The 13,311-nt window shown below is 56.8% G+C and carries 10 protein-coding genes and 1 tRNA gene; 9 read left to right on the top strand and 2 right to left on the bottom strand.

The window, feature by feature from the left end; all coding sequences use genetic code 11:
- Nucleotides 1-201 precede the first annotated feature (201 nt).
- The 8 genes from INF68_RS10055 (at nucleotide 202) to pheP (ending at nucleotide 9,496) form a co-directional block, all read left to right on the top strand.
- Nucleotides 202-278 (top strand) — tRNA-Arg (locus INF68_RS10055).
- 96 nt (nucleotides 279-374) lie between these two features.
- A complete protein-coding gene (locus tag INF68_RS10050; protein ID WP_126786007.1) occupies nucleotides 375-1,205 on the top strand; it encodes a CPBP family intramembrane glutamic endopeptidase in 831 nt (276 codons plus the stop codon).
- A gap of 355 nt (nucleotides 1,206-1,560) precedes the next feature.
- On the top strand, nucleotides 1,561-2,577 hold the full coding sequence (locus tag INF68_RS10045; protein WP_109844921.1) for an iron ABC transporter substrate-binding protein: 1,017 nt from the start codon (nucleotides 1,561-1,563) through the stop codon (nucleotides 2,575-2,577).
- 24 nt (nucleotides 2,578-2,601) lie between these two features.
- Nucleotides 2,602-4,176 carry an iron ABC transporter permease gene (locus tag INF68_RS10040; protein ID WP_048976680.1) on the top strand — a complete coding sequence of 525 codons (1,575 nt, stop codon included), beginning with the start codon at nucleotides 2,602-2,604 and terminating at the stop codon, nucleotides 4,174-4,176.
- A gap of 1 nt (nucleotide 4,177) precedes the next feature.
- The gene (locus INF68_RS10035) at nucleotides 4,178-5,209 is read left to right on the top strand and encodes an ABC transporter ATP-binding protein (RefSeq protein WP_045400806.1); all 1,032 of its coding nucleotides are present in this window, start codon (nucleotides 4,178-4,180) and stop codon (nucleotides 5,207-5,209) included.
- Nucleotides 5,210-5,358: 149 nt separating this feature from the next.
- Complete coding sequence (gene yahO, locus INF68_RS10030) at nucleotides 5,359-5,634, top strand: DUF1471 family periplasmic protein YahO (RefSeq protein ID WP_033144835.1); 276 nt, start codon at nucleotides 5,359-5,361, stop codon at nucleotides 5,632-5,634.
- 186 nt (nucleotides 5,635-5,820) lie between these two features.
- Nucleotides 5,821-8,004 (top strand): TonB-dependent siderophore receptor, encoded by a 2,184-nt coding sequence (locus INF68_RS10025; protein ID WP_126786006.1) that lies wholly within the window; start codon nucleotides 5,821-5,823, stop codon nucleotides 8,002-8,004.
- 103 nt (nucleotides 8,005-8,107) lie between these two features.
- Nucleotides 8,108-9,496, top strand: a complete 1,389-nt coding sequence (gene pheP / locus INF68_RS10020; protein ID WP_045400812.1) for a phenylalanine transporter — start codon at nucleotides 8,108-8,110, stop codon at nucleotides 9,494-9,496.
- Nucleotides 9,497-9,578: 82 nt separating this feature from the next.
- On the opposite strand, the gene INF68_RS10015 is transcribed toward pheP, so the two are convergent.
- Nucleotides 9,579-10,820, bottom strand: coding sequence for a mechanosensitive ion channel family protein (locus INF68_RS10015; RefSeq protein WP_033144837.1), 1,242 nt, complete (start codon nucleotides 10,818-10,820; stop codon nucleotides 9,579-9,581).
- Nucleotides 10,821-10,885: 65 nt separating this feature from the next.
- A complete protein-coding gene (locus INF68_RS10010; protein ID WP_023310658.1) occupies nucleotides 10,886-12,322 on the bottom strand; it encodes an MFS transporter in 1,437 nt (478 codons plus the stop codon).
- Nucleotides 12,323-12,429: 107 nt separating this feature from the next.
- On the opposite strand from INF68_RS10010, the gene INF68_RS10005 reads away from it, so the two are divergent.
- Complete coding sequence (locus tag INF68_RS10005; RefSeq protein ID WP_126786005.1) at nucleotides 12,430-13,299, top strand: helix-turn-helix transcriptional regulator; 870 nt, start codon at nucleotides 12,430-12,432, stop codon at nucleotides 13,297-13,299.
- The last annotated feature ends 12 nt before the right edge of the window (nucleotides 13,300-13,311 follow it).

The raw sequence follows: 13,311 nt of genomic DNA, 5'->3' as shown, positions 1-13,311 counted from the left end.
ACAGCAGGCGTTACTTAAATGCAACTAAGCCTTTTCGCAGCGCCAAATTTTACGGTGAAACAGGGCGAAATGTTGAGAAAATAGCCGTATTTACAATCGGCTAGTGGTAATTGCCGTGTAAAGCGGAAAAGGCATTGACTCACTTGCCATTGACCGTATAATTCTTCGCGTTTCACCACCGCGAAGTACACGCATATCAGTGCGCCCTTAGCTCAGTTGGATAGAGCAACGGCCTTCTAAGCCGTAGGTCGTAGGTTCGAATCCTACAGGGCGTGCCATTTCATAGAGTCACGCCTCCTTCACATCCTCCTGATTTCCGTTGTGGGACATATTTGGGACATCGCCCCTAAATTTACCGGTCAAGAAGGACATTTATGTGGTATCTACTCGCAACTTCGCTTGCCGCACTCTCCCTTAATAAAAGCCTGGCTTATCTAATGCTGGGATTAACGGCATTTCTCGGCTGGAAACAGGGTATTCTTGACGCCCCGGCGCTGCTGGTTATTGCATCAATCGTTGTTGGCTGGTCTGCTGCTGAATGGCTACGTAATAAAAATAATAAATATACATATCTGGTCGAAGGCCTGTGCGTGGTCATCGCCGTTGCCCTGGTTTTGCATGTGATCCCGGGCTTCCATAACCCCAAAGTGCTGGATGCTGTCGTCGTTGGTCCGCAAAGCATACCGTTCAGTATGTACTTTAATATGGACAAGGCAGTGGTGCCGTTCTTTTTAATTACGTGCATGCCAACGTTATTCGTAGCAAAACCCCTCTATAAAGCTGGCAAGGTCGGCTGGGGAATATTGGTTCTTGCGATACCCGCGCTGTTACTTCTGGCTGTTGCGTTGGGCGGACTTAGAATTGAGCCGCATGCACCAGAATGGTTCGCTCAATTTGCCCTTGCGAATATTTTCTTCGTCTCTTTGGCCGAGGAAGCCTTGTTCAGAGGCTACCTGCAGCAACGCTTGTCCCGGATTATTCATCCTGTTGTCGCGATGTTGATTGCCTCAGTCATCTTTGGACTGATGCATTATAGCGGCGGTTTACTGCTTATTATTTTTGCCAGCCTCTCCGGCATTATTTACGGCCTGGCGTGGATGTGGAGCGGTAAGCTCTGGGTTGCAACGTTATTCCATTTTGGCCTGAACTGCGTGCATTTATTGTTCTTCACCTATCCGATGTATGCCCCTCATGCGGCGATGTGATGCTTTTTAAATGAGTAGTCTTATAAACTTAGCTACCTCCAGATAAGCATAAAAAGCCCCGCAATATCGGGGCTTTTATATCTGGCGGGCGCATGAATAACAGATTTACCTTTGCGTCATAATGAATAGAAGGCTAATGAATTTCATTGTAGGCAGGCTTAAGGTTTTCTTAATCTAAAAATTATCTCTCATTAAAATTTGGATTTTTATCATTCTAAAATCTGCTAAAAAGAAATTTTACACTTTTACGCCTAAACTGGATTGATACTAATTATCATTAGCGTTGTTGTATGCTTTAATCCTGTCCCACAAAGCTATGAGTCGTTAATCCCGTTGGTCTATTAAGGATATGTTCATGAATTCTCGCCTGCTGTCCTGCTTCTCGCTTGCCTTGTTGTCTTCATCACTTTTCCTTTCTACACAATCGGTTGCGGCCGATAACAGCGAAGGTATCGTTGTTTATAACGCGCAGCACGAAAACCTGGTGAAGTCGTGGGTGGACGGTTTTACTAAAGAAACCGGCATCAAAGTCACTCTGCGTAATGGCGATGACAGCGAGCTGGGTAACCAACTGGTTCAGGAAGGCAGCGCGTCACCTGCAGACGTGTTCCTGACGGAGAACTCGCCTTCAATGGTGCTGGTGGATAACGCCAACCTGTTTGCGCCGCTGGATGCAGACACCCTGAAGCAGGTACCGGCGGAATATCGTCCTGCGCACGGCCGCTGGATCGGCATTGCCGCCCGCAGCACGGTATTTGTGTATAACCCGGCAAAACTCAGCGAACAGCAGCTGCCTAAGTCGCTGATGGATCTGGCGAAACCCGAGTGGAAAGGCCGCTGGGCGGCATCACCGTCAGGCGCGGATTTCCAGGCCATCGTGAGCGCGATGCTGGCGCTGAAAGGCGAGAAGGCCACCCTGGAATGGCTTAAAGCGATGAAAGCCAATTTCGTTGCCTATAAAGGCAACAGCACCGTGATGAAAGCGGTCAATGCCGGTCAGATTGATGGCGGCGTGATTTATCACTACTACCGTTTTGTCGATCAGTCCAAAACCGGTGAAAACAGCAAAAACACCCAGCTCTACTACTTCAAACACCAGGATCCGGGCGCGTTTGTGAGCCTCTCCGGCGGCGGCGTGCTGGCATCCAGCAAGCATAAAGCGCAGGCGCAGGCCTTCATCAAATACATTACCGGTAAAGAAGGTCAGGAAAGCCTGCGTACCAACAACGCCTTTGAGTATGCGGTGGGCGTGAACGCGGCCTCAAACCCGAAACTGGTCCCGCTAAAAGATCTTGATGCACCGAAAGTTGAACCTTCGACGCTTAACAGTAAAAAAGTTATCGAGCTGATGACGCAAGCCGGCCTGCTGTGATCCTGAGAGTAAAGTGAACGTCTTATGTCTGGTCTGAGTCTCGACATCGGAAAAAACAGAGTGCAGGAGCCTGCCCGCAGGCGTCCTGCACTGCCGATGGTTGCGTTAGCTGTTTTGTTTTCATTAATGGCGCTTCTGCCTTTGGGTTTTATCATTGCCATTGGCATTGAGACCGGCTGGGAAACCATTAAGGCGCTGGTGTTTCGCCCGCGTGTTGCTGAGCTGCTCAGCAACACGCTGTGGCTGACGGCTTTAGCGGTTCCGCTGTGTATCGTGACGGGCGTGGCAATCGCCTGGCTCACGGAGCGCACGCAGCTTGCCGGGCGAGGGATCTGGTCCGCACTGGCGGTCGCCCCGCTGGCGATCCCCGCGTTTGTGCAAAGCTATGCCTGGGTGAGCGCTGTCCCGTCCATGCACGGGCTCTCCGCGGGCGTGTTCCTCTCGGTTCTTGCCTACTATCCGTTTATCTATATGCCGGTTGCGGCGGTGCTGCGTCGCCTTGACCCGACGCTTGAAGATGTCGCCGCTTCGCTGGGTACGCCGCCGTGGAGGGTCTTTTTCCGCGTGGTGCTGCCCCAGCTCAAGCTGGCTATCTGCGGCGGCGCGCTGCTGGTGGCGCTGCACCTGCTGGCGGAATATGGCCTGTACGTGATGATCCGCTTTGATACCTTCACCACGGCAATTTATGACCAGTTCCAGTCTACCTTCAGCGGCCCGGCGGCGAACATGCTGGCGGGCGTGCTGGCCTTGTGCTGTCTGGCTATATTAATGCTGGAGGGCGTGACGCGCGGAAAAGCACGCTACGCGCGCATTGGCGCCGGGGCCGCGCGCGAGCAGAAACGCTGGCCGCTGAAGCCTGCGGCCGCAGCGCTGGGCCAGCTGTTTTTCATCGTGCTGATCGTTCTGGCGCTGGGCGTGCCGCTAATTGTCCTGTGTCGCTGGATTTGGCTCGGCGGCGTACAAAACTGGATGAGTGCCGATCTCTGGCACTCCCTGCGCCAGACGCTGATGCTCGGCGTGGGCGGTGCGCTTCTGACGACCGCGTGCGTGATCCCCATCGCGTGGCTGGGCATCCGCTATCCGCACCGCATCTTCCGGATGCTTGAAGGGTGCATCTATATCACCAGCTCGCTGCCGGGTATCGTCACGGCGCTGGCGCTGGTCACCGTCACCATTCATTACGCTCGTCCCATTTACCAGACGGAAATTACCCTGTTCCTGGCCTACCTGCTGATGTTTATGCCCCGCGCGCTCATCAACCTGCGGGCGGGGATTGCGCAGGCGCCGGTTGAGCTGGAAAACGTGGCGCGCAGCCTGGGCAGCACGCCCGCGAAGGCGCTCTGGAGCGTCACGATGCGGCTGGCCGCGCCGGGTGCGGCGGCAGGGGCCGCGCTGGTTTTCCTCGGCGTCAGCAACGAGTTGACCGCCACGCTGTTGCTCTCTCCGCTGGGCACGCGCACGCTCTCCACCGGATTCTGGGCGCTGACCAGTGAAATTGACTATGTTGCCGCCGCGCCTTACGCGATGCTGATGATCCTGATCTCACTCCCGCTGACCGCCATTCTCTATATGCAGTCGAAAAAAATTGCAGGGCTATGACATGCTTGAATTAACCGCCATTTCTAAATCGTTTTCTGATGTGCAGGTGCTCGACAGCTTAAACCTGAGCGTGGCGCCGGGGAGCAGGACGGCGATTGTCGGGCCTTCCGGGTCGGGGAAAACCACGCTGCTGCGTATTCTTGCCGGGTTCGAAACGCCTGACACCGGGCGCATTGTCATGCAGGGGAGAACGCTGTTCGATGAAAACAGTTTTGTTCCCGCCCACCTGCGCCGGATTGGTTTTGTGCCTCAGGAGGGTGCGCTGTTCCCGCACCTCAATGTGGCAGACAACATCGCCTGGGGGCTGGACGGCACCCGCCACGAGAAACGCCAGCGCGTTGCGGCGCTGATGGAGATGGTTTCTCTGGACAGGCAGCTCGCAACGCACTGGCCCCACGAGATTTCCGGCGGACAGCAGCAGCGCGTGGCGCTTGCCCGTGCGCTGGCCCAGCGACCTTCACTGATGCTGCTGGATGAACCGTTCTCGGCTCTGGATACCGGCCTGCGCGCCACGACGCGTAAGGCAACGGCCGATCTGCTGGCCGAAGCGGGCGTGGCCTCGATTTTGGTCACCCACGATCAGAACGAAGCGTTGTCCTTTGCCACGCAGGTTGCCGTCATGCGCTCCGGGCGCTTCACGCAGGTCGGTACGCCTTATGACGTTTACACCCGTCCCGTTGACGAAGAGACGGCGCTGTTTCTTGGCGATGCCGTGATCCTGCCTGCTCAGCTTGCCGCCGGGTATGCCGTGTGCGCGCTGGGTGAAGTGCCGACGGACAACGCGCATGCGACAGGACAGGGCAGGGTAATGATGCGCCCTGAACAATTACGCGTGACGGCATGTGCAGCGCATGAAAGTCCGATCTCGATTCTCGACGTGGACTTCACCGGCCAGCTGTCGACGCTCACCCTGGGATTGGCCGGACAGCAGCAGCCGGTGATTCTGAAGACCGTAAGCCAGCCAGGATGGAACCCGGGCACGGCGGTACGCGTTGATATTGCTGGCACCGCGCGGGTATTCGAATATTCTTAATATTCGTTAGTAATTTCATGCAACGGGTTGTTATAAAAGATTTTTCCCGAACGAATGGCAATTCCTGAGATTCTCTACCATGCTCATAAAACCTCACCACACTGCGTGAGGTTTTTCGTAGTTGCTGATTAATCTCAAGGAAAAAGGTTATGAAAAAGACGACTGCTATTTTGTTGGGAACGGCATTACTGTTTACGACCAATGCTTTTGCTGCACAGCTACTTACTAAAAGCGAGTTCAAAAAAGTTGCATCTCAATATAAAAAAATCGGTACGGTAAACACCTCGAATGAAGTATCGGTGGATGATGCGAAAAAAGAACTGATTGAGAAAGCCGATAAGCAAGGCGCGGATGTCCTGGTGCTCACTTCAGGGAACACCAACAATAAAATTCACGGTACGGCCAATATCTACAAGAAAAAATAACGTTATTGCAGCCACTCCCCAAACGGGGTGGCTGTTCCCCCTCTTTTCGCGCCAAATCTCCTCATGAACGCGGTTACACTTGCCAACGCATGGATAATGCGTATAGTTCTCATTTGCATTGCATTCAATACATTCTAAGGCCCGACAACGGGTCATTTTTTGCGCGCACTTTAAAATGAGTTAACGATGAACAACACCATCATGCACAAAACGCTGCTGGCGCTCGCCGTTGGCGCGGCGACACATTCCGCCTTAGCGGCGGACAATCAAAAAGAGGACACCCTCGTTGTCCAGGCTAAACCTGCCAGCGATTTCAAACCCGGCGGCGACCAGCCGGTACCGGCCTTCCTTGACGGACAGGTGGCGAACGGCGGGCGCATGGGGATGCTGGGCCAGCAGAACGCCATGGACGTGCCGTTCAACATCATCAGCTACACCTCGAAGCTGGTAGAAGATCAGCAGGCGAAAACCATTGCCGATGTCGTCGCGAACGACGCGGGCGTGCAGTTCGTTCAGGGGTACGGCAACAGCGCGGAGACCTACCGCATCCGTGGCCTGAAGTTCGACGGTGACGACATGACCTTCGGCGGCCTGTCCGGCGTGCTGCCGCGCCAGGTTGTGGATACCCAGATGGTCGACCGCATCGAGATCTTCAAAGGGGCCAACTCGCTGATGAACGGCGCGGCAAGTTCCGGCGTGGGCGGGATGATCAACCTTGAGCCAAAACACGCGGGCGAGCTCCCGCAGGCGAAGGTCGGCGTGGACTACACCTCGGATTCCCAGATTGGCACCACGCTCGACGCGGGCCGTCGCTACGGTGACAGCGACCAGTTCGGCGCGCGGGTGAACCTGGTCCATCGCGAAGGGGAAACCGGCATACCGAATGACCGCCGCCGCACCACGCTGCTCTCTACCGGCCTGGATTACGCCGGCGACCGCTTCCGCACCTCGCTGGATCTGGGCTATCAGAAGAAAACCTTCCACGGCAGCCCGACCAGCGTCAATATTTCCGCGGTGGATTTCGTACCCGAGCCGCCGAAAAACGATCGCAACTTCTCGCAGAAGTGGGCCTACAGCAACATCGAAAACGAATTCGGGATGTGGCGCAGCGAGTACGACATCACCGACGGCTGGACGGCCTATACCGGTCTTGGCGCGCAGCACGCGCACGAGGAAGGCATCTACAGCGCGCCGAAGCTGGTGGATAAAAGCGGCAAGGCAACGGTCAGCCGTCTTGATACCAACCGCATCAGCGATTCCGTCAGCGGCATGGCGGGCATTCGCGGTAATTTCAATACAGGCTTCGTCTCGCACAAGGTCAACGTTGGCTATTCGGCGATGACCAAAAACGAAAAAATCGCGTGGAAAATGTCGGCGGCGAAAGATAACCCGACCACCAACATCTACCACAACACCGGCGTCGATATGCCGGACAGCACCAATTTCAACGGTTCCGGCGGAAAGTACAGCGATCCGCTGACCAGCGGGCGCACCCGTACCCAGGGCTGGCTGCTGAGCGATACGCTGGGCGTGCTGGATGACAAGCTGCTGTTCACCGCAGGCGCCCGCCATCAGAAGGTGGTCATTCGCGGGTATAACAAAGTCACCGGTGCGGAAAACGCGGCGGACGGTTTCGACGGCAGCCGCTGGATGCCTACCTACGGCGTGGTCTACAAGCCGTGGGAGGAGATTTCCCTCTATGCAAACCACACCGAAGCGCTGCAGCCGGGCAAAACCGCACCTAACACCGCCACCAACTACGGCCAGAGCACCGGTATCGTTCACTCTAAGCAGAACGAAGTGGGCGTGAAGGCGGACTTCGGCCGCGTGGGCGGATCGCTTGCGCTGTTTGAGATCAAAATGCCGTCGGCGATCCTCGACGACAGCGGCCATTACGGCCTGGATGCCGAGCAGCGAAACCGTGGCGTGGAGCTGAACGTCTTCGGTGAGCCAATGCTGGGGATGCGTCTGAACGCCAGCGCCACCTGGCTGCAGGCCGAGCTGACCAAAACCAAAAATGGCGTGAATCAGGGTAACGATGCGATCGGGATTCCGAACTTTTACGCCGTGCTGGGCGCTGAGTACGACATCAAGCCGATTGACGGCCTGACCGCGACCGCCCGCGTGAACCATTCTGGCGCGCAGTACGCTGACCTGGCAAACACCAAAAAGCTGGACAGCTACACCACGCTGGATCTGGGAGTGCGCTATCGCTTCGCGGTGAACCACAATGAAAACCAGATGACGGTTCGTGCGGGCATCGACAACGTGACCAATGAAAACTACTGGGCCAGCGTGGACGATTCCGGGACCTATATTACGCAGGGCGAACCGCGCACCTTTAAGGTCTCGGTTGGCTACGCGTTTTAAGCGTTCCTTCTCGTTATCCGGGGCAGGGATGCCCCAATCCCTTGCTACCTCCAGCATGAAGTGTTAAAACGTGCCCCTTCTAAAAAAGAGACAGGGGTAGGACGTGAAAGACGCGTCATCCGCTTCAGGCCATGGTAGCGCTGAAGCCTCGTCGGATCAGAATCCGACGCTGCAACGTGGTTTGCAAAATCGACATATTCAGTTAATTGCCCTTGGCGGCGCGATTGGTACCGGGCTGTTTCTCGGCATCGGCCCCGCTATTCAGATGGCGGGCCCGGCGGTGCTGCTGGGTTACGGTATCGCCGGGATTATCGCCTTCCTGATCATGCGCCAGCTTGGCGAGATGGTTGTTGAAGAGCCGGTTTCAGGCTCCTTCGCGCACTTTGCTTATAAATACTGGGGCCCGTTTGCAGGCTTCCTCTCCGGCTGGAACTACTGGGTGATGTTCGTGCTGGTGGGGATGGCGGAGCTGACCGCCGCAGGCATTTACATGCAGTACTGGCTGCCGGACGTCCCGACGTGGATCTGGGCGGCGGCCTTCTTCATCATTATTAACGCCGTTAACCTCGTCAACGTGCGCCTGTATGGCGAAACCGAGTTCTGGTTTGCGCTGATCAAGGTGCTGGCGATTATCGGGATGATCGGCTTTGGCCTGTGGCTGCTGTTCTCCGGCCACGGCGGTGAGCGCGCCACGATCGACAACCTGTGGCAGCACGGCGGCTTCCTCGCCACCGGCTGGAAAGGGCTGATTCTCTCCCTGGCGGTGATCATGTTCTCCTTCGGTGGACTAGAACTGATTGGAATTACCGCCGCGGAAGCGCGCGACCCGCATAAAAGCATTCCAAAAGCGGTCAACCAGGTGGTATACCGTATTCTGCTGTTCTACATCGGCTCGCTGGTGGTGCTGCTGGCGCTCTATCCGTGGGTGGAAGTGAAGTCCGACAGCAGCCCGTTCGTGATGATTTTCCACGATCTGAACAGCAACGTGGTGGCCTCGGCGCTGAACTTCGTCATTCTGGTGGCGTCTCTGTCGGTCTATAACAGCGGCGTTTACTCCAACAGCCGCATGCTGTTCGGCCTCTCCGTGCAGGGCAACGCGCCGAAGTTCCTCACCCGCGTCAGCCGTCGCGGCGTGCCGGTGAATTCCTTGTTCCTTTCTGGTGCTATCACCTCGCTGGTGGTGCTGATTAACTATCTGCTGCCGAAAGAGGCCTTTGGCCTGCTGATGGCGCTGGTTGTCGCCACTCTGCTGCTGAACTGGATCATGATTTGCCTGGCGCACCTGCGCTTTCGCGCCGCGATGCGCCGCAAGGGACGCGATACGCAGTTCAAAGCGCTGCTCTATCCGGCGGGGAACTATATCTGTATCGCTTTCCTGGGGCTGATTCTGGTGCTGATGTGCACCATGGATGAGATGCGCCTTTCGGCGATGCTGCTGCCGGTATGGGTTATCTTCCTGTTTGTGGCGTTTAAGCTTTCCCGCAAAAAGTAGCGCGGTTTTCTTCCTCTCCCCGTGGGAGAGGGCCGGGGTGAGGGCACCAGACTGCACCTGCCTTCACGCCCGGCAACCCACCTTACCGATGCTGTAGGGTCAACGAGCGAATATCGTTCCCGGTCGGGGACTGGTGAATACGCAGCCCAAATTCATCCACCACCGCGAAAATATGGTCGAAGATGTCGGCCTGAATCTCCTCATATTCTGCCCAGACCACCGTGTTGGTGAAGGCGTATATTTCAATCGGCAAACCATTCGCATCAGGCGCTAGCTGGCGCACCATCAGCGTCATATCTTTGCGAATACGTGGATGGTTGCGCAGATATTCATTCAGGTAGGCGCGGAAGGTGCCTATATTGGTCATCTTACGCAGGTTTAATACTGACTCCCCTTCACCGTTCTTCTGATTCCACAGACTAATTTCCTCATGTCGCGCGGCCAGATAGGGCTTCAGCAGCTTCGCCTGAATGAGTTTCTGCTGCTCCTGCTCGTCCAGGAAATGAATGCTGGTGGTATCAATATTCAGGCTGCGCTTAATGCGTCGCCCGCCGGAGGCCGACATGCCGCTCCAGTTGATAAAGGCGTCGGAGACCAGGGCCCACGTCGGAATGGTTGTAATCGTATTATCGAAGTTGCGTACTTTAACGGTGGTCAGACCGATGTCCGTCACCGTGCCGTTGGCACCGTATTTCGGCATCTCCAGCCAGTCGCCGAGCTTGAGCATATCGTTGGCGGAAAGCTGAATCCCCGCCACAAGACCGAGTATCGGGTCCTTAAACACCAGCATCAGCACGGCGGCCATGGCGCCCAGACCGCTTATCAGAATCGCCGGGGACTGGCCGATCAGCAGGGAGATAATCAGTATCCCCACCAGGATGGCGCTCACCAGCTTGATGCCCTGGAAGATCCCCTTCAGCGGCAGCTGTGATGCGGTGGCCATTTTCTGCGACAGATTAAAAATCACGTCCAGCAGCGAGAAGAAGGAGAGAAGGGCATACACCATGACCCACAGCTTTGCGCATGTCGTGAGAATTTCCGCCGCTTCGCTGCCTTTTTGCAGCCACAGTACCGCCTGGACGTTGACGATTATCCCCTGAAGGGTGAAGGCCAGACGGTGAAATAATTTATTCTGGGTGATGATCTGCAGCCACAAATGGCTGCTGGCCTGCGCGCGTTTTTCGAAAGCGCGAAGCACCACTTTGTGCAGAATAAAATGAACGATGATGGCGGTAAGAAAAATAATACCAAAGATAATCACTAAAGAAGTGGTGTGATTAATTTCAATGCCTAACTCTTCAACCTGAGCAATTAATTCCTGCATAACGTCTCCTGTATTGATGCAGCCCCATAATGGCGGCTGCGGATCTATTATGCAAATTCACGGGCTTATTTGGTGGCCTGGCAGACCTTTACCATTGGCAGGCACAGGCGATGGCGGATGCGCAGCGTCGCCAGGGCAAGCACCACCATCATCGCCGTTTCCACCATCAGGAAGACGTTCACCGCCTGGGTGTAATCCCCGTGATGGTTCTGCAGCGCGTGGAGCAAAATCGCGCCGAAAATGGCCGGGCCAAGCCCCAGAGCGGCCTGCTGCAGCGTGCTGAGAATGGCGCTCGCGGCTCCCGCGTCGTCAGGCTGAATATCGCGCATCCCGATGCGGTAGAAGCTGTTCACGATCAGCGCCTGCCCGTAGCCGACCAGCCCGGTCGCGGGCGCCAGCGTCAGGGCGGTATTCTCCATTCCCCAGACGCGGAACGTGGCGATCAGCGCCAGCAGGCCGGCAATCTGGATCGCCAGACCCGTCAGCAGAATGGTACTGGTGCTGTAGCGAGCAATCAGTCGCGGCGCGAACCACGCCGAAATAAAGTAGGTAACGCCCAGCGCGATAAAACTGTTTCCGGACTGCCACGGTGCCATCCCCAGACCGGTTTGCATGGTCAGCGCCATACAGAACATAAACCCGGACCAGACGCTGAAAAAGAGCATCGCAATCAGAATGCCAAAGCGAACGCTGCGAAGCTGCAGCAGGCGCGGCGGGATCAGCGGATGGGCATTCTCACGCTCCTTTTTGCGCGCATTCAGCGCCGTCAGCCAGCCCAGCGGAATAATGGCGAGAAGCATAACCTTCAGCGGCCACGACCAGTGCCACTGTGGGCCGAGCGCCATCGGGAACAGCAGGCAGCAAAGAATGATCGCCAGCAGCACGGTTCCGGTCCAGTCGATGCGTGACGGCGTCTCGCGACGGGTTTCGGGTACGAAATGGCGACTCAGCGCCAGCACCACCAGACAGATCGGCACGTTGATGAAGAAGGCGTTACGCCAGCCCAGCCCGGCGATATCCGCCGACACCAGCCAGCCGCCGCCCATCTGGCCGACGATAAACGCAATCCCACCGATGCCGCCAAACAGGCTGATGGCCTTAGCGTGCGCCGTACCTTTCAGCGTCACGTGCAGCGTGGCAAGAATTTGCGGCACGATCAGTGCGGCTCCCGCCCCCTGAACGATGCGCGCGGCCAGCAGCTGTTCAATGTTCCCCGCCATCCCGCAGAGCAGCGAGGCCAGGCCAAAGCTCGCGACGCCCCACATGAACAGACGCCGACGGCCAAAGTTGTCCCCCAGCTTGCTGCCGAGCGCGAGGCAGACGGCAAAGGCCACGCCATAAAGCGCGACGATGAGCTCCAGTTCGGTAGCGGTAGCGTGCAGCGAATGGGTGATGGCGTCCAGCGCCACGTTGGTGATTGAGGTATCAATCATCGGCAGCATCTGGCCGGTTAGCAGCAATATCAGGCCAGCGCGGCCCGGTGAAACAACTGACGTATTCATGGTAACTCCATTGCGTCATTCAACAGATGGTCGTAGCATCAACCATCTGATAAACGGGTACCAGTTCTTGCTTATACTGGTACTGGCACTACCATGCAGGGGGATTTATGGCCTTGATGTCTGAACCCGTCGTCTCACTTCAGGATGACACCCGAAAACAGCTGGGGGCATTTTTACGCGCGCGACGTGAAAGCCTCGATCCGCAGCGTCTCGGCCTGCCGCGTAGCGGTCGCCGCCGCACGCCGGGTCTGCGCCGTGAAGAGGTGGCGATGCTCGCTGACGTGGGCGTGACCTGGTACACCTGGCTGGAGCAGGGCAGGGACGTCAATCCGTCCAGCGCGGTGATGGAGGCTGTGGCAAAAGCGCTGCAATGCACTCCGACCGAGGCCCGACACCTGTTTGTGTTAGCCGGGTTGCCGCCGGGTGAAGCGCCGCAGGCGGTCTGCTGCGAGGGTATCAGCGAGGGCACGCGGCGCCTGCTGGATACGCTTATGCCTAAACCCGCCAGCATTCAGAAACCGAATTTCGACATCGTGGCGTGGAACGACAGCTTCGGACACCTGATGGGCGTCGACTTCAATGAAATTCCCCCTGAAGACCGCAACTGTATTTACCTGTTCCTCACCCATCCGGCGTGGCGCGCGCGTCTCGGCAGACGCGACGATGTGCTGCCGATATTCGTCTCCTATTTCCGCGCGGCGATGGCCGAACACCGGGGCGACCCGCTGTGGGAGGCCAAACTGGCGCGCTTCTTCGCGGTGTCCGAAGAGTTCAAAACCCTGTGGCACCAGCGCAACGACGTGCGCGGCGTGGAGAATCAGCTCAAGCTGTTTACCCATCCCGAGCTGGGGGATTTTACGTTGCAGCAGATGTACTGGTATTCCGCGCCGCGAAACGGATCGCGGCTGCTGGTGTATCTGCCGGTGGATGAGGCGGGAGAGCGGGCGATGGAGTGGCTGGCGGCGCAGGGAAAGTAAGTTTTTTGCGAG

This window comes from Enterobacter cloacae complex sp. P16RS2 (assembly GCF_014982155.1).
GTDB lineage: Bacteria > Pseudomonadota > Gammaproteobacteria > Enterobacterales > Enterobacteriaceae > Enterobacter > Enterobacter cloacae_M.
This window is presented reverse-complemented; position numbering and strand designations above follow the sequence as displayed.

Coding starts and splice junctions, on each gene's coding strand:
- INF68_RS10015 (WP_033144837.1), bottom strand. CDS start 10,820: ATGCAGGAATTAATTGCTCAGGTTGAAGAGTTAGGCATTGAAATTAAT.
- INF68_RS10040 (WP_048976680.1), top strand. CDS start 2,602: ATGTCTGGTCTGAGTCTCGACATCGGAAAAAACAGAGTGCAGGAGCCT.
- INF68_RS10035 (WP_045400806.1), top strand. CDS start 4,178: ATGCTTGAATTAACCGCCATTTCTAAATCGTTTTCTGATGTGCAGGTG.
- INF68_RS10025 (WP_126786006.1), top strand. CDS start 5,821: ATGAACAACACCATCATGCACAAAACGCTGCTGGCGCTCGCCGTTGGC.
- yahO (WP_033144835.1), top strand. CDS start 5,359: ATGAAAAAGACGACTGCTATTTTGTTGGGAACGGCATTACTGTTTACG.
- INF68_RS10005 (WP_126786005.1), top strand. CDS start 12,430: ATGGCCTTGATGTCTGAACCCGTCGTCTCACTTCAGGATGACACCCGA.
- INF68_RS10050 (WP_126786007.1), top strand. CDS start 375: ATGTGGTATCTACTCGCAACTTCGCTTGCCGCACTCTCCCTTAATAAA.
- INF68_RS10010 (WP_023310658.1), bottom strand. CDS start 12,322: ATGAATACGTCAGTTGTTTCACCGGGCCGCGCTGGCCTGATATTGCTG.
- INF68_RS10045 (WP_109844921.1), top strand. CDS start 1,561: ATGAATTCTCGCCTGCTGTCCTGCTTCTCGCTTGCCTTGTTGTCTTCA.